At 64.3% G+C, this 14131-nt stretch carries 18 protein-coding genes; 3 read left to right on the top strand and 15 right to left on the bottom strand.

All coding sequences use genetic code 11. From position 1 onward, the window contains the following. Nucleotides 1–2: 2 nt before the first annotated feature. Nucleotides 3–713: a TetR/AcrR family transcriptional regulator gene (locus AC0L3S_RS05200; RefSeq protein WP_473278316.1), complete on the bottom strand. Its 711-nt coding sequence runs from the start codon at nucleotides 711–713 to the stop codon at nucleotides 3–5. 111 nt (nucleotides 714–824) lie between these two features. Between AC0L3S_RS05200 and AC0L3S_RS05195 the strand changes: the two genes are divergently transcribed. Then, nucleotides 825–1805, top strand: a complete 981-nt coding sequence (locus tag AC0L3S_RS05195; protein ID WP_473278315.1) for a tripartite tricarboxylate transporter substrate binding protein — start codon at nucleotides 825–827, stop codon at nucleotides 1803–1805. A gap of 88 nt (nucleotides 1806–1893) precedes the next feature. Here the strand turns inward: AC0L3S_RS05195 and AC0L3S_RS05190 are convergent, their stop codons facing one another. Beyond that, nucleotides 1894–3042, bottom strand: a complete 1149-nt coding sequence (locus tag AC0L3S_RS05190; protein WP_473278314.1) for a mechanosensitive ion channel family protein — start codon at nucleotides 3040–3042, stop codon at nucleotides 1894–1896. A 127-nt stretch (nucleotides 3043–3169) separates the two neighbouring features. On the opposite strand from AC0L3S_RS05190, the gene AC0L3S_RS05185 reads away from it, so the two are divergent. Beyond that, complete coding sequence (locus AC0L3S_RS05185) at nucleotides 3170–4420, top strand: DUF763 domain-containing protein (RefSeq protein WP_473258369.1); 1251 nt, start codon at nucleotides 3170–3172, stop codon at nucleotides 4418–4420. A gap of 38 nt (nucleotides 4421–4458) precedes the next feature. Here AC0L3S_RS05185 and AC0L3S_RS05180 read toward each other — a convergent pair whose 3' ends face one another. From AC0L3S_RS05180 to AC0L3S_RS05145, 8 genes are all read right to left on the bottom strand, one after another. After that, entirely contained in the window at nucleotides 4459–4701 is a 243-nt protein-coding gene (locus AC0L3S_RS05180) for a hypothetical protein (RefSeq protein WP_473278313.1), read from the bottom strand. A gap of 33 nt (nucleotides 4702–4734) precedes the next feature. Beyond that, the gene (locus tag AC0L3S_RS05175) at nucleotides 4735–4998 is read right to left on the bottom strand and encodes a hypothetical protein (RefSeq protein ID WP_007608913.1); all 264 of its coding nucleotides are present in this window, start codon (nucleotides 4996–4998) and stop codon (nucleotides 4735–4737) included. A gap of 15 nt (nucleotides 4999–5013) precedes the next feature. After that, nucleotides 5014–5241 (bottom strand): hypothetical protein, encoded by a 228-nt coding sequence (locus AC0L3S_RS05170; protein ID WP_473278312.1) that lies wholly within the window; start codon nucleotides 5239–5241, stop codon nucleotides 5014–5016. 3 nt (nucleotides 5242–5244) lie between these two features. Continuing rightward, the gene (locus AC0L3S_RS05165; protein ID WP_007592432.1) at nucleotides 5245–5445 is read right to left on the bottom strand and encodes a hypothetical protein; all 201 of its coding nucleotides are present in this window, start codon (nucleotides 5443–5445) and stop codon (nucleotides 5245–5247) included. 13 nt (nucleotides 5446–5458) lie between these two features. Continuing rightward, on the bottom strand, nucleotides 5459–5641 hold the full coding sequence (locus AC0L3S_RS05160) for a hypothetical protein (RefSeq protein ID WP_473278311.1): 183 nt from the start codon (nucleotides 5639–5641) through the stop codon (nucleotides 5459–5461). Between the two features lie 136 nt (nucleotides 5642–5777). Further along, nucleotides 5778–7034 carry a cytochrome P450 gene (locus AC0L3S_RS05155; protein WP_473278310.1) on the bottom strand — a complete coding sequence of 419 codons (1257 nt, stop codon included), beginning with the start codon at nucleotides 7032–7034 and terminating at the stop codon, nucleotides 5778–5780. A gap of 107 nt (nucleotides 7035–7141) precedes the next feature. Further along, entirely contained in the window at nucleotides 7142–7468 is a 327-nt protein-coding gene (locus tag AC0L3S_RS05150) for a hypothetical protein (protein WP_473257645.1), read from the bottom strand. Between the two features lie 106 nt (nucleotides 7469–7574). Then, on the bottom strand, nucleotides 7575–8348 hold the full coding sequence (locus tag AC0L3S_RS05145) for a ferredoxin--NADP reductase (RefSeq protein ID WP_473278309.1): 774 nt from the start codon (nucleotides 8346–8348) through the stop codon (nucleotides 7575–7577). A gap of 156 nt (nucleotides 8349–8504) precedes the next feature. Here AC0L3S_RS05145 and AC0L3S_RS05140 point away from each other — a divergent pair, with 156 nt between their 5' ends. Then, nucleotides 8505–9701 carry an amidohydrolase family protein gene (locus tag AC0L3S_RS05140; RefSeq protein WP_018459312.1) on the top strand — a complete coding sequence of 399 codons (1197 nt, stop codon included), beginning with the start codon at nucleotides 8505–8507 and terminating at the stop codon, nucleotides 9699–9701. A gap of 57 nt (nucleotides 9702–9758) precedes the next feature. Here the strand turns inward: AC0L3S_RS05140 and AC0L3S_RS05135 are convergent, their stop codons facing one another. Genes AC0L3S_RS05135 through AC0L3S_RS05115 form a run of 5 tightly spaced genes read right to left on the bottom strand, consistent with a single transcriptional unit; the run spans nucleotide 9759 to nucleotide 14052 of the window. Continuing rightward, nucleotides 9759–10148, bottom strand: a complete 390-nt coding sequence (locus AC0L3S_RS05135; protein WP_473257648.1) for a hypothetical protein — start codon at nucleotides 10146–10148, stop codon at nucleotides 9759–9761. Nucleotides 10149–10191: 43 nt separating this feature from the next. Beyond that, nucleotides 10192–10647: a MarR family winged helix-turn-helix transcriptional regulator gene (locus AC0L3S_RS05130; RefSeq protein WP_473278308.1), complete on the bottom strand. Its 456-nt coding sequence runs from the start codon at nucleotides 10645–10647 to the stop codon at nucleotides 10192–10194. A gap of 26 nt (nucleotides 10648–10673) precedes the next feature. Beyond that, nucleotides 10674–11378: an ABC transporter ATP-binding protein gene (locus AC0L3S_RS05125; RefSeq protein WP_027569464.1), complete on the bottom strand. Its 705-nt coding sequence runs from the start codon at nucleotides 11376–11378 to the stop codon at nucleotides 10674–10676. After that, on the bottom strand, nucleotides 11375–12166 hold the full coding sequence (locus AC0L3S_RS05120; RefSeq protein WP_473257653.1) for an ABC transporter ATP-binding protein: 792 nt from the start codon (nucleotides 12164–12166) through the stop codon (nucleotides 11375–11377). Before AC0L3S_RS05120 ends, AC0L3S_RS05125 begins: the two co-directional genes overlap by 4 nt. Then, on the bottom strand, nucleotides 12163–14052 hold the full coding sequence (locus AC0L3S_RS05115) for an ABC transporter permease (protein ID WP_473278307.1): 1890 nt from the start codon (nucleotides 14050–14052) through the stop codon (nucleotides 12163–12165). Before AC0L3S_RS05115 ends, AC0L3S_RS05120 begins: the two co-directional genes overlap by 4 nt. Nucleotides 14053–14131: the final 79 nt, after the last annotated feature.

The following is a 14131-nucleotide window of genomic DNA, read 5'->3' as shown; positions in this document are numbered from 1 at the left end:
CTTTAAGTCTTGCTGCCGACGACCGGCCGTCGCCGTGCCGGCCCAGCCTGATCGAGCGCCGGCGCCTGGAACGCGGCCACGGTGGCTTGCACCAATTGCTCGATCGCGCTTGCGGCATCGCTGCCGTCGGCCTCGCCGCGCGACAGGCGCGAGACGCGATCCGGCGTCACCAGCGAGTAGTAGAGCGCGCCGAGCAGGAAGTGGCTGCGCCAGACGATATCGGTGCGCGGAACGTGCGGCAGGCTTTCGTGGATCGCGTCGATGAAGGCGTGACTGGTGTCGTCAAAAGTCTGCGCGATGATTTTTCGCGCGACCTCGTTGCCCTCCGCAGACATCACCGCGCGCAGCCGCGTGAACCGCGCCCCACCCCCGGCAAGATCGCTGCCCGAGGTGAAGGCCGGCACGACATAGGCCCGCACCACTGCTTCGAGCCGGTCCTGGAGATCACGCACGCGTTTGGCGGCCGCGAGCAGCTCGGAACGACGCAAGTTCATCGGCCCGCAATGGCGCCGGTAGATCTCCAGCAGCAGGCCGTCCTTGGTCTTGAAATGATAGGTGACGCTGCCGGGATTGGCGCCGGCGGCCTGCGCGATATCGCGCACCGACACGGCGTTGAAGCCGTTGGTAGCGAATAACTCCTCGGCCGCGGCGAGAATCGCCTCGCGCATGTTCGGCTTGCGGGCCGTTTCCTTGCTGGCGGGGTTGCGCATCATGTGATTTGTACTATCGTACAAAAGATCAGGTCTCGTCAACAAAAACCGTGGGCGGCGTCCGGACGGCTCGAAAGACCGACGGCACGCAATGCTCGCAAGGAGTGCTGGAAAATGCTGGGTTTGAACAAGAAGATCGGCGGCTTGATGCTGGGTGCCGGTCTGCTGCTGGCGGGCGGCGGCGCCGAGGCCGCCGACAACTATCCGAGCAAGCCGGTTCACATCCTGGTGCCCTACGCGGCCGGCGGCGCGGTCGACGTGCTCGCGCGCACGCTCGCACAGGCATTGGCGAAGACCTGGAGCCAGCAGCCGGTGGTCGACAACCGCCCCGGCGCCGGCGGCATCGTCGCCTCGCAGGCCCTGACGCAGGCCGCCCCCGACGGCTACACGCTGATCCTGGTCGCGAGCGGTCATCCCCTCAATCAGTTCATTTATCCGAGCGTACCCTACGATACGTTTAGGGATTTTACCGCGATCACCGAGGTCGCCTCCTCACCGCTCGCGATCGTCGTCGCCAAGGACAGCCCCTACAAGACGCTCGGCGATCTCCTTGCTGCGGCGAAGAAGGACCCTGACAAGCTCTCCTACGGTATGTCCGGCAACGGCACCTCTGCGCATCTTGCCGGTGAGCTATTGAAATACATGTCCGGCACCAAGATCGTCGCGATCCCCTACAAGGGCGGCGCGCCCGCGCTAACCGCCGTCATCGCCGGCGACATCCCGCTCAGCATCAATCCACTTGCGGAGGCCATCAGCCAGATCGAAGGCGGCCCGGTGCGCGCACTCGCGGTGACCTCGGCCGAGCGCTCGAAGGCGCTGCCCAATGTTCCGACCATCGCCGAGTCGGGTGTGCCGGGTTACGACGTCTCCGTCTGGTGGGGCGTTCTCGGCCCGGCGAAAATGCCGCCGGAGATCGTGGCAAAGCTCGAAACCGATCTGAAGGCGGCGTTGCAGGACCCGAACGTACTGTCGACGCTCGGCAAGATCGGCGCGGCCCCGGTCGGTTCTTCGTCGAGGGAATTCGACGCCTACATGCATGCCGAGGCAACCAAATGGGAGCCGGTGCTGAAGGCCGCCGACATCCGAGCGCAATGAGGTGCTTCGCAAGAGGACCGGCGCGCTGGACACGATCCAGTAGCGGGGGCAGGCTTGCGCGGCGCTACGAAGGCGACGCGCAAGTAGGTCAATTGCGTGCGCTCGCCCGCATCATCTCCGGCGGCGCGGCACGCCGCACGAAATCGGCGTCATCCTCGCCTCCTCCGGACGGGATCAGGATCGCGCGCTCGCGCGGCAGCGCTTCCGGCATCTCGTCGCGGATGAAGGCGATGAGCTTCTCCCTCATCTCGCAGCGCAAATCCCAGGACTGCGGCGCATTCCTGGCGCTGACGAGGGCGCGGAGCTCGATGGTGCGCGAATCCGCGTCAACTACCTGGAGATTGACCACCTCGCCATCCCAGAGCTTGGACTCCTTCACTGCTTCTTCCAGCCAGCGCCGGATCCGCGGCACGTCGGCACGATAATCGACGTGGAGCGCAATCACGCCGATCAAAGACGCGGTGTCGCGGGTCCAGTTCTGGAATGGTTTTTCGATGAAATAGGACAACGGCACCACCATACGGCGCCAGTCCCACAGCCGGATCACCACATAGGTCGAGGCGATGTCCTCGACCCAGCCCCACTCGTTCTCGATGATGACGGCGTCCTCGATGCGGATCGGCTGGGTGATCGCGATCTGCATGCCCGCGATCAAATTGCTCAGCAGCGGCCGGGCGGCAAGACCAACGATGATACCCGCGGCACCGGCGGAGGCGAACAGGCTGACGCCATATTGCCTGACCGAGTCGAACGTCATCAGCGCGGTCGACACCGTGATGATGACAATGATGATATCGGCGACGCGCTTGAAGACGCGGACCTGGGTGACGTGCTTGCGCGCGACAAAATTCTCGGTGACGTCGCGAAAGTTCAGGAGATACCGTGCCGCGCTCATATCGACGATCCGGATCGAGATCCAGCCGATCAGCGCGATGAAGGCGACGACGAACAGGCGCGTCAGCGGCGTGCGGAAGGCATCGTCCAGCGGCGCGAGCGGCAGCACCAAGGCTACGGCGGCAAGACTGAGGGCCAACTGAGCAGGGCCCGCCGTGCGCGCGATGAACACGCTCACGAGCGGGAGACGGGTTCCGAAGGCGCGGTTGAACAGCCAAACCGAGAGGCGATAGATCGACAGGGCCATCAGAATAGCGCCAGCGACCAGACAGAGGCCGACGAACCACGACGGTATCCACCCGAACATCCTGTCGATGTCGGCCAAAATGGTCTGCCGATTCATTAAAGTCCCCGCATTTGCATTCGCGCTTGCCGCTCAACGCATTACAGCGTGGTTCGCTCCCCCGCTCTGTGCAATGCAGCATCCCTCTGGTGCAATCATCGCCGAACTGCGCTATTTCTGGTCAATCATGACTCGACGGACCGGCAGCGCCGATCTTCCCCTTCACACCGGCCGGGTTCCACCCTGGCTGGCGACCCGCATGTCTTCGCTCGGCGCGATCGTCACGCAGGCGATCGTGCATCACTACGGACGCGATGCATTCCTCCAGCGGCTCTCGCACCCGTTCTGGTTCCAGTCCTTCGGCGCCGTGATGGGGATGGATTGGCATTCCTCTGGCATCACAACCTCCGTGATCGGGGCGCTGAAGCGCGGGTTGGGACCGCTCCAGGATGAGCTCGGAATCTACGTCTGCGGCGGCCGTGGCCAGCACTCGCGCAAGACCCCGGACGAACTGATGCAGCTCGGCGATCGCGTCGGCTTCGACGGCGCAAAGCTCACGCGTGCGAGTCGCCTCGTGGCCAAGGTTGACAGCGCGGCGGTCCAGGACGGCTTTGACCTTTACCTCCACGGGTTCTTCGTCACTTCCGACGCCAAATGGACTGTGGTGCAGCAGGGCATGAACGGCGACAAGCGGCAGGCCCGCCGTTATCACTGGCATTCCGAGGCCTTGAAGAGTTTTGTCGATACCCCGCACAGCGCGATCGACGGGCCGCTGCAGGGCGAGATCGTCAATCTCACCGACCATCGCGCCGAGATCTCGCGCGCCGCGCAGCTCGAGCTTCTGAGCGATCTCGGCCCGGACCGCATCCTTTCAGAATTCGAGCGGCTGACCGGGACTGCGCCCGAGCCCGCGCAGGGGATGCTGCCGCACCTGATCATGCCCGCGCATCACGACGTCCGGCCGAAGGATGTGTTCGCGCGTCGCCTGCACGGCACACTCGCGGCCGCGGCCGAGCGCGGCCCGGTCGACTTTCCGGAGCTGCTGCTGACGCCCGGCGTTGGCGCGCGCACCGTCCGTTCCCTGGCGATGGTGGCCGAGGTGGTGCACGGCGCGCCCTACCGCTTCAACGATCCCGCCCGCTTCTCGCTCGCCCATGGCGGCAAGGACCGGCACCCCTACCCCGTTCCGATCAAGGTCTACGACGAAACTATTCGCGTGCTGAAGGGGGCGATCCAGAACGCAAAGCTCGGGCGCGAGGATGAGATGCAGGCCATCAAGCGCCTCGACGACCAGGCCCGGCGGCTGGAGCGCACCGCGCGCGGGCCGTCGGTCGATGCGTTCATCACCGGCGAGCGTGCCGCCTCACCCGATCTCGACGGCCGCTCCGTGTTCGGCTGGGAACGCGAGATGGCATCGACAAAAAAGCGGACCGGCTGAAGACCGGTCCGCGAGTTTAGCCGGGAGGAACGCCGCTCTCACGTCTCGTCGGTGCCCGGCTCCTCGTCGAGCCGGTTGGCCGAGTGATCCTGATATTGATCTGTCTGGATCGCCTTGCCGTCCATGCCGCGAATGTCGGAATGCCGCTTCTTGTCGCGGTTGGACAGGACCATGTTGTCGCCGATCTTGTCCTTGGGCACGTCCGTCATGGCGCCGGTGCCGTCGCCCTTGCCGTGCATGCCCGATCTGAAATGCGTCTTGCTGCCATGACCACCTGGCATCTTTTTCTCCTCTTGCTTTGATAGCCGTGAAGCTCAGTGCTTCTGCTGTGCCGGCGTCGGTTTCGGCGGCTTGTGGCCGCTCTGGCCGGAATCGTTGTGCTTGTTGTGGTCGCTTTCCTGGTTGAGGCCGCCCCGACTCACCGGAAATTCACTCTGCCGCGCCTCAGGTCGCGCGCGATGGACGGCCGTGTCCTCCGGATTGTGGCCGAGGGCGCGCTCAAGCTCGCGCGCGTCTGGAACATCCGGCTTGCGCTCGAGGATGCGAACCTGTTGCTCGTGGGTCTTCTTGCCTTGCATGCTCGTCCTCCGGAGCTATCGGTCTCGTCGGCGCGCGCCACTGCGTGCGACGTCCTTGTCGATGCCGCCAGCGGCGTTCACATCGTTCTCGACGTCGCCTTCGATCGTGTTCTCGCCCAGCGCGTCCTCGAGGTCCTCAGGCGAGATACCGGCCATCGTTGCGCCCTTCGATCCGCCGATGAGCGGGTTTTCGCGCAGATCCTTTTCGGTCGGTGCGTAGAGTTTGGGTTGCTTATTGGTCATGTCTCACCTGCCTCCGCCTTTTCCGGCCTCGTCATGCCTGTGGTGTGAATCGTGCTCGCCACCTCCGCCGGAGACACGGCTGTGGTTCCGCTGCGGGTCGTCCGCCGGTGGCTTCTTCACTTCGAGCGGTGCCTTCGCATTCTCATGCGATGCGCCAGGTCCGCCCTGACGGATGCTGTTCGGTGTTTTGGTTGATGTCGACATGAAGATCCGCTCCTCAGCGATCTTGCTGATGACCTTGGTTGCTGGTGTTCTGCTTGATGTTGCCCTGCTGCCCTTGCTGGTCCGGATTTTGCGCACGCTGCTGGCCGCGCGGGGCACTCGAGGACACTTGCTTGCTGTCGCCGGTTCCCTTCGGGCTTTGGTTCTCGGCGGGAACAGGTGGCATCTTGCCGGTCATGATGCTGTCTCCTGTTGTTGGTCTGCGACATCGACCGGAGGAACTCATCGCGGCTTTTGATGTCGCAAAAACAACCAGAGCAACGGCATGCCGTTCCTACCGACGAATGCAGAGAAATTCCGCAAGGGTATAAGGCTCAGTAACCCGCTGGCTGGGAACGAACCATCATCGATCCAGCTGCTCCGTGACCGTCCGGCACGACAGGGAGGTTCGCGATCGCGCGCATGCCCGGTCGCTTGCGCCAGTGGATCTGAGACACGTCCACAGCAAAGCCAAGTTTTGGCCATCGCACAAAGAGCGCTTCCAGAGCGCACGCGGCCTCGATCCGCGCAAGTTGATGACCGAGGCAGAAATGGATGCCCGTTCCGAAGGACATGTGACGGTTCGGCTTGCGCGCGAGATCGAGGCTCTCGGGACGCTCATGCATCGCCGGGTCCATGTTCGCGGCGGCGAGCATCACCATGACGCGATCGCCCTTGTTGAGACGCACGCCCGCGAGCTCGATATCCCGCCTCACATAGCGCGGCTTGGAGAACTGCACCGGCGACACGAAGCGCAGGAATTCCTCCACCGCGAGCCCGACGCGGCTCCAGTCCTGGGCCAGCCAGTCGCGGACGCCGGGATTTCTGAGGAGTTCGTAGACAGAACCGCTGATGAGATGCGTGGTGGTCTCGGAGCCGGCCGCGAGCAGCAGGAACACCATCGACACCATTTCGTCCGGCGTGATCTGGCCGCCCTCGCGCTCGACCTGGACCAGCTCCGCGATCAGGCCCTCGCCGCCCCGCACGCGCGCAATCTGTAACTGCCGTTCGAGGTAGGCTCGCATCTTGCGGAACGCGAACAGCAGGCGGAAGAAGCTGGCAACGTTCGTGAGAGAGGACATCGTATTGGCCCAGGCGATGAAGCGAGGGCGATCGGCCAGCGGCAATCCGAGCAGCTCGGAGATCACCGCGAGCGGCAGGATGCGGGCGTAGCGCTGCACGAGATCGGCCGGGCTTCCCGCCGAGAACAGCTCGTCGGCGAGACCGTCCGCGATGGCGCGGATGCGCGGCTCCATCGCGACGATCGCGCGGAGCCGGAACGCCTCGTCCACGATGCTGCGCAGCCTTGTGTGGTCGGGCTCGTCCATCGTCAGCATATTGTTGGCGATGGTTCTAACGGAGTTCGGCATCCACCAGCGCAAACCTGCGACGTTGCCATCCTCCTTGCGCAGCGTGAAACTGGTGCCGTCCTTCAGGACTTGCGCCGTGGCCTCATGGGTCGTGGTGATCCAGACATCCCCGACGAACGGAAATCGCGCCGCGACCACAGGACCGGACATGCGCAACGTTGCGATCGCCTTGGGCGGATCGCGAAAGAAAGCCTCGCTGGTGAAATCGAGGCGTGGTGCCATGTGATCACCGGAGCGGTTGATGGCGCCTCACCGAAATGGTGCGCGTCATTGCCCGCGCAAGGGGTACGGAACTTCGCTTCGGCAGCGCAGGCGTAGCGACGACGAGTCTACCCCCGCCCCGGTGAGCGCGGGCCGATCTTGCGCTGCTGCTGATTGGTGTAAGCGTCCCAATTGCTCCAGCTGCCGTTGCTGAGGCTCTGCAGGTCGGTAGTGAGCGGACGGCGCGTGCGCTTGTCGTGATCGGCGATGGCGCGCTCGGACTGCGCGATCTTGCGCTTGAGTTCCCCGACCGCCTTCTGGGTTTGGCCGTTCCGCTTCGAAGACGCGATCTCGCCCATCGTGAAGCGCGCGGTCTCGAGCGCCTTCAGCTCGGCGCGGTTCTTCTTCAACTGAACCCGGTGCCAGGCGATGTTGCTGTCGCTGTCCGCAACCATGTGGGAACTCCGCTGATTCGCTCCCGCAGTGTATCGCGCGCCGAATCGGCGCCGCAACGGGCGTCCGGCGGCGAAAATACGGTCTTATTGCGTGAAAATTCCGGGCCTAGCGTTCGGCGAAGGCCTTTTCGACCACGAATTGGGCCGGCTCGCCGTGATTGCCCTCGACAAGCCCCCGCTCGCCGAGGAGCACGCGCGTATCCGCCACCAGCGCCGGGCTGCCGCAGATCATGACGCGGTCGTGGGCGGCTTCAAGTGCCGGCAGGCCGATATCGGAAAACAGCTTGCCCGAGGTGATGAGGTCGGTGATGCGGCCGCGATTGCGGAAGGGATCGCGCGTCACGGTCGGATAGTAGATCAACTGATTGCGGATGTACTCGCCGATCAGCTCGTCCTTGGGCAGCGTTTCGGTGATCATCTCGCCATAGGCGAGCTCCTTGACGTGCCGGCAACCGTGCAGCAGCACGACCTTCTCGAACCGCTCGTAGGTTTCGGGGTCCTTGATCACGCTCAGGAACGGCGCAAGGCCCGTACCGGTGCCGATGAGGTAGAGGTTGCGGCCGTCCTCCAGATTGTCGATGACCAGCGTGCCGGTGGCCTTGCGGCTGACGATGATCTCGTCGCCTTCCTTCAGATGCTGGAGCCGGGAGGTGAGCGGGCCGCCCGGCACCTTGATCGAGAAGAACTCCAGCGTGTCCTCGTAATTGGCGCTGGCGACGCTGTAGGCCCGCAGCAGCGGCTTCTCGCCGACCTTGAGCCCGATCATGGTGAATTCGCCGTTGCGGAAGCGGAAGGTCGGGCTGCGGGTGGTCTTGAAGGAGAACAGCGTGTCGGTCCAGTGGTGGACGCTCAAAACGGCTTCCTGATTGAAATTGCTCATCTCACCCTTCCGTGGCGCGTCGTGGCGGTTTTCAAGGCGGCAGCTATGCGTCGTTTGTACACGATCATTTGTATACTAATGAATAATCCGGCTTGATCCCGCGGTCAAGGCTGCCCAAGATCGGAAGCGTTGCAGTTAAGGATAAGGACCCATTCCATGGCGCATGACGCACCCCAGGCCACCGGACCCTCGAAGCTCGTGATCCGCAATATCGGCCTGATCCTGTCCGGCGCGCTGGAAAAGCCGATCCTGGACGGCGACACCATCGTCGCCGAGAACGGCAAGATCACCGCGATCGGCCGCTTCAAGGACCTCAACACCGAAGGCGCGACCACCATCGTCGAGGCCAACGGCACCACGGTGGCGCCCGGCCTGATCGACAGCCATGTCCACCCTGTTGCGGGCGACTGGACGCCGCGCCAGAACCAGATCGGCTGGATCGACAGCAATTTGCATGGCGGCGTCACCACGATGATTTCCGCCGGCGAAGTGCATATGCCCGGCCGCCCGCGCGACGTCGTCGGGTTGAAGGCGATGGCCATCTTCGCACAGCGCGCATTCTGGAATCTGCGGCCCGGCGGGGTGAAGGTTCACGCCGGCGCACCTGTGATCGAATGCGAGATGGTGGAGGAGGACTTCAAGGAGTTGGCCGCAGCCGGCGTCAAGCTGCTCGGCGAAGTCGGCCTGGGCGGCGTCAAGGACGGCCCCACGGCGCGAAAAATGGTCGGCTGGGCCCGCAAATATGGCATCCAGAGCACCATCCACACCGGCGGTCCCTCGATCCCCGGCTCCGGATTGATCGACAAGGACGTGGTGCTGGAGGCCGACACCGATGTGGTCGGCCACATCAATGGTGGCCACACGGCGCTTCCCGACGATCAGATCCGCTGCATCTGCGAGGGCTGCAAGCGCGGCCTCGAGCTCGTGCACAACGGCAATGAGCGCTCGGCGCTGTTCACGTTGCGCATTGCGCGCGAGATGGGCGATCTGCACCGCGTCATCCTCGGCACCGATGCGCCGGCCGGCTCCGGCGTGCAGCCGCTCGGCATTCTGCGCATGGTGTCGATGCTGTCCTCGCTTGGCGACCTACCGGCCGAGGTCGCGTTTTGCCTTGCCACCGGCAACACGGCGCGGATGCGCGAGCTCGATTGCGGCCTCATCGAAGTCGGCCGTTCCGCCGACTTCGTCATCATGGACAAGGCGCAGCATTCGGCCGGCAAGAACATTTTGGACAGCGTCCAGCTCGGCGACCTCCCCGGCATCGGCATGACCATCATCGATGGTATCGTGCGCACGCAGCGCAGCCGCAACACCCCGCCGGCCGGCCGGGTGCCAGAGGTGGTGGCGAAGTGACGCAGCCGGAGCGGTTCGCCGCTCCGCGCGGTCCCTCGGGAAAAGCTGATCACCCAATCAACGGCGCTTTGCGATTTCGCAACGCACGTAGGTCTGGCGCTTGCCTGGCCCGACCGGGCTGTTGTCCATCACCAGCTTGCCATCCGCGGCAATGGAGACCCGGGGACTAGAGCGATACTTCTCGCCCTCGCCTTCGCAGGCGAGCTTCATTTTCCAGCTGAGCTTCCCGTCGGCGGTGATCTCGCTGGCGCGGCACCTGGTCTCGTACCAATAGAGGCGGTTGCCGCCCTCGATGCTCATGCGGTTGGCGCTGTCCTGGTCGCGGCAGTCCTTTTTGGTTGACGCCCAGAACCCCTCATAGGCTTGCGCCGCCAGGGCTGGAGCACACTGGCCCGCCAGCACCGCACTCATATTCAGAACCATCGCAAACTGCGTCGCCGCTCTCATACCGAAAAACCTCGACAAGACCTTCATCGAGGTTAGTCGCGCCTCACCGCAGCTTGTTCAACAGCGCCATCAGCATCTCGCGCTCCTTTGCCTCGAGCGGCGCCAGCGTCTCCCGGGTGATCGCGAGCGCATTCGGCGCGACTTTTTCCGCCAGCTGCTGGCCCGCGCGCGTCAGGCTGACCAGCAGCCGCCGTCCGTCCTCGGGATCCTGGCTGGTTTCGGTCAGGCCGCGCGCCGTCAAACGATCGATCACACCCTTGATGGTCGCCACATCCATCGCCGTCAGGCGTCCAAGCTGGTTCTGCGAGCATGGCCCGGCCTCGGCAAGCTTCGACAGCGCCGCCCATTGCGTCGGCGTGATATTGGTGCCGATCTCGCGAGAGAAGATCGCGCTGTGGCGCTGCCAGACCTGGCGGAGGATGAAGCCAATCTGCTCATCGAGCACGTAAGGCGGCTTTGCTGGTTTGACGCTTTTCTTCGCCGCGACGCTTCTCGCCATCCGCTCGATACCCTTGCCCTTTGCCTTCACAACGACAAATGTGCGTCGCGGATATCCGGACGCGCGTCGAGCTCGGCCATGGTGCCGCCGAAACAGATGCGGCCGCGCTCGATGATATAGGCGCGATCGGAGATCAGCCGCGCAAAGTGCAGATTCTGCTCGGAGACGACGATGCTGACGCCCTCCTTCTTCATGGTCAGGATGGCATCGACCATCTGCTCCACGATCTTCGGCGACAGGCCTTCCGAGGGCTCGTCCAGCAGCACCAGCGACGGATTGCCCATCAGTGTGCGTGCGATGGTGAGCATCTGCTGCTCGCCGCCGCTCATGCGCCCGCCCGGGCGATTTTTCATCTCGCCGAGGTTTGGGAACAACGAAAACAGCTTGTCGCGGGTCCAGTGCGGCGCGTTCGGGCGCTTCGGCTGGCGGCCCACCTCCAGATTCTCTTCGACCGTCAAATCAGTGAAGATGCGCCGCTCCTCCGGCACGTAGCCAAGCCCATCCCGCACGATCTCATGTGTGGGACGTGCCGAGACGTCCTTGCCTTCGAACATGATCCGTCCCGAGCGCTGCGCGACAAGTCCGACGATCGAACGGAACGTCGTCGACTTGCCGGCGCCGTTGCGGCCGAGCAACGCCACGACTTCCCCCTCGCCGACCTCGAAGCCGATGTCGAACAGGATATGGGCCGGGCCGTAGTGACTATTGAGGTCCTGCACCGTGAGCTTCATGCCGATGCTCCCTCGCGATGCCCGGCCTCGTAAAGCAGGCCCTCGCCGAGATAGACCGCCTGCACCTGCGGATTGCCGCGGACCTCGGCGGGCGAGCCCTCGGCGATCAGCGTGCCGCGGTTGAGCACGATGATACGATCGGCATGCTCGAACACCACGTCCATGTCGTGCTCGGTGAAGAGAACGCCGATCGATTTTTCCCGGGCGATCTGCGCGGTCAGTCGCATCAAGTCGACGCGCTCGCGCGGCGCCATGCCGGCGGTCGGCTCGTCCATCAGCAGCAGCTTTGGCTGGTTGGCGAGCGCGACGGCAAGCTCGAGCCGCTTGAGATCGCCATAGGCAAGCTCGCCGCAAGGGCGATCCGCATAGCCGCCCATGCCGACCAGCTCGAGCAGTCGCCCGGCTTCGCCGCGGTCGAAGTTCGGCGCCGAGCCCCAAAGATTGTACAATTGCTTGCCGTGCGAGATCAGCGCGACCTGCACATTCTCCCGCACCGTCATGGTCGCGAAAGTCGCGGTGATCTGGAAGGTGCGGCCCACGCCCATCCGCCAGATCTCGCGCGGTTTCCTGCCGGTTGTGTCTTCGCCGAGCAGGCGGACGTGGCCGGTATCAGGCTTGTTCTGGCCGTTGAGCATGTCGAAACAGGTGCTCTTACCCGCGCCGTTCGGTCCGATCAGCGCCAGGATCTCGCCTGATCGCAGCGAGAACGAGACGCCGCGCACGGCATGGACGCCGCCATAGGATTTGGTCAGGCCTTCGACCGCGAGAAGTGGGGGGGCGACGCTCATTCGGCGGACTCGATCGGCTTGGCAAGCAAGGGTGACCCGGGCGGCGATACCTTCCTGCGGCGCTGCGCCAGTCTCTCCAGCATGCCGACGATGCCCTTGGGGAAGACGACGGCGATCAGAACGATGAAGCCGCCGAGCACGAGTTTTGACAAATCGGTCTGGCTGACCAGCCAGATGTTCAAGGCCTTGTAGACGATGGCGCCGATCACCGCGCCCGACACCGTCTCGACGCCGCCGAGCAGCACCATGACAAGCGCATCGACCGAGAGCGAGATGCCGAGATTGTCCGGGAAGACACTGCCCTTGAGATAGGCGAACAGCGCGCCGCCGATGCCCGCGGTCGTGCCCGCGATCACGAAGGCCGTCCACTGGATGCGCTTGGCGTTGATACCGACCGCTTCGCTGCGCAGCAGCGAGTCGCGCGTCGCCCTCAGCGCATAGCCGAACGGCGAGAACACCATGGCCCGCAGCGCGATCGTCACGAGCGCCGCAACGCCGAGCGACAGCCAATAAAAATGCGATGGGCTCGCCGCCCAGCTCGCCGGCCAGACGCCCAGGATGCCGTTATCGCCGCCGGTGACGCTCACCCATTGGAACGCGATGGACCAAACGATCTGCGCGAAGGCGAGCGTCAGCATCGCGAAATAGACGCCCGAGAGCTGTACCGCGAAGAAGCCGAACACGGCAGCGCCCATGCAGCCCAGCAGCGGCCCGAGCAACAGGCAGACGATCATCGGCAGTCCCGCCATCTTGGCGAGGAAAGCGACGCCGTAAGCGCCGAGGCCGAAATAGGCGGCATGGCCGAAGGAGGCAAGCCCGCCGACCGACATCAGGAAGTGCAGGCTGACGGCAAAGATGACTGAGATCGCGATCTCCGAGCTGACCGTGAGCGCATAGTTGCCGGCGAACAGCGGCAGCGTCGCCGCGATGACGAGCGCTGCAAGCGCAGCCAGCCGCTCATTCGACGTCAGCGGTCGCCACGGATTGACCGTGAGGCCCGGCGTCTTGCGCGCGGGGGCCTCAGGTTTGCCGAACAGGCCCCAGGGCCGCACGATCAGCACCGCTGCCATCACCAGGAAGACCAGGATGATGGAGATCTTTGGAAAGATCAGGATGCCGAAGGCGTTGAGCTCAGAGACCAGCACCGCCGCGACGAAAGCGCCGATGATGCTGCCGAGGCCTCCGATCACCACGACGACGAAAACCTCGACGATGATGCGCAGATCCATCGCGTGATGCACGGCATCGCGCGGGATCTGGAGCGCACCGCCGAGAGCGGCGAGGAAAACGCCGACCGCAAACACGCTCGTGAACAGCCATTTCTGGTTGACGCCGAGCGCTGCGACCATGTCACGGTCCTGTGTCGCTGCGCGCACCAGAACGCCCCAGCGCGTGCGCTGGAACAGGAGCCAGAGAATGCCGAGCACGACCGGACTGAGCACGATCAGGAACAAATCATAGCTCGGGATGTTCTGGCCGAAAAAGTCGATCGCCCCCTTGAAGCCGGGTGCACGGCGCCCGACGAGATCGTCCGGGCCCCAGATCAGGACGACCAGGTCCTCGACCATCAAGGTCAGGCCGAAGGTCGCAAGCAGCTGGAACAACTCGGGCGCGTGATAGATGCGCCGGAGCAGCACCATCTCGACAATGACGCCGATCACCGCTACGGCAAGCGCCGCGATGACGATCCCGCCCCAGAAGCCGAACGTCCCCGATAGGCGCTCCGTCAGCGTGAAGGCGATATAGGCGCCGATCATGTAGAACGCACCGTGCGCGAAATTCACGATCCGCGTCACGCCAAAGATGATCGACAGGCCCGACGCCACCAGGAACAGCGACGCTGCGCTGGCGAGACCGGTCAGAAACTGTACGACGTAAAAGGCCATCGGCGGTCCGGGTTGGGTTTCAGTGCGCACCCCGCGGGAAGCGCTGACCTTGTAGGGTGGGTTAGCGAAGCGTAACCCA

The sequence above is a fragment of the Bradyrhizobium sp. Ken01 genome (assembly GCF_055807355.1).
Note: the sequence above shows the minus strand (reverse complement) of the source record. Positions and strands in the feature narration are given on the sequence as shown.

Coding starts and splice junctions, on each gene's coding strand:
- AC0L3S_RS05200 (WP_473278316.1), bottom strand. CDS start 713: ATGATGCGCAACCCCGCCAGCAAGGAAACGGCCCGCAAGCCGAACATG.
- AC0L3S_RS05195 (WP_473278315.1), top strand. CDS start 825: ATGCTGGGTTTGAACAAGAAGATCGGCGGCTTGATGCTGGGTGCCGGT.
- AC0L3S_RS05190 (WP_473278314.1), bottom strand. CDS start 3,042: ATGAATCGGCAGACCATTTTGGCCGACATCGACAGGATGTTCGGGTGG.
- AC0L3S_RS05185 (WP_473258369.1), top strand. CDS start 3,170: ATGACTCGACGGACCGGCAGCGCCGATCTTCCCCTTCACACCGGCCGG.
- AC0L3S_RS05180 (WP_473278313.1), bottom strand. CDS start 4,701: ATGCCAGGTGGTCATGGCAGCAAGACGCATTTCAGATCGGGCATGCAC.
- AC0L3S_RS05175 (WP_007608913.1), bottom strand. CDS start 4,998: ATGCAAGGCAAGAAGACCCACGAGCAACAGGTTCGCATCCTCGAGCGC.
- AC0L3S_RS05170 (WP_473278312.1), bottom strand. CDS start 5,241: ATGACCAATAAGCAACCCAAACTCTACGCACCGACCGAAAAGGATCTG.
- AC0L3S_RS05165 (WP_007592432.1), bottom strand. CDS start 5,445: ATGTCGACATCAACCAAAACACCGAACAGCATCCGTCAGGGCGGACCT.
- AC0L3S_RS05160 (WP_473278311.1), bottom strand. CDS start 5,641: ATGACCGGCAAGATGCCACCTGTTCCCGCCGAGAACCAAAGCCCGAAG.
- AC0L3S_RS05155 (WP_473278310.1), bottom strand. CDS start 7,034: ATGGCACCACGCCTCGATTTCACCAGCGAGGCTTTCTTTCGCGATCCG.
- AC0L3S_RS05150 (WP_473257645.1), bottom strand. CDS start 7,468: ATGGTTGCGGACAGCGACAGCAACATCGCCTGGCACCGGGTTCAGTTG.
- AC0L3S_RS05145 (WP_473278309.1), bottom strand. CDS start 8,348: ATGAGCAATTTCAATCAGGAAGCCGTTTTGAGCGTCCACCACTGGACC.
- AC0L3S_RS05140 (WP_018459312.1), top strand. CDS start 8,505: ATGGCGCATGACGCACCCCAGGCCACCGGACCCTCGAAGCTCGTGATC.
- AC0L3S_RS05135 (WP_473257648.1), bottom strand. CDS start 10,148: ATGAGAGCGGCGACGCAGTTTGCGATGGTTCTGAATATGAGTGCGGTG.
- AC0L3S_RS05130 (WP_473278308.1), bottom strand. CDS start 10,647: ATGGCGAGAAGCGTCGCGGCGAAGAAAAGCGTCAAACCAGCAAAGCCG.
- AC0L3S_RS05125 (WP_027569464.1), bottom strand. CDS start 11,378: ATGAAGCTCACGGTGCAGGACCTCAATAGTCACTACGGCCCGGCCCAT.
- AC0L3S_RS05120 (WP_473257653.1), bottom strand. CDS start 12,166: ATGAGCGTCGCCCCCCCACTTCTCGCGGTCGAAGGCCTGACCAAATCC.
- AC0L3S_RS05115 (WP_473278307.1), bottom strand. CDS start 14,052: ATGGCCTTTTACGTCGTACAGTTTCTGACCGGTCTCGCCAGCGCAGCG.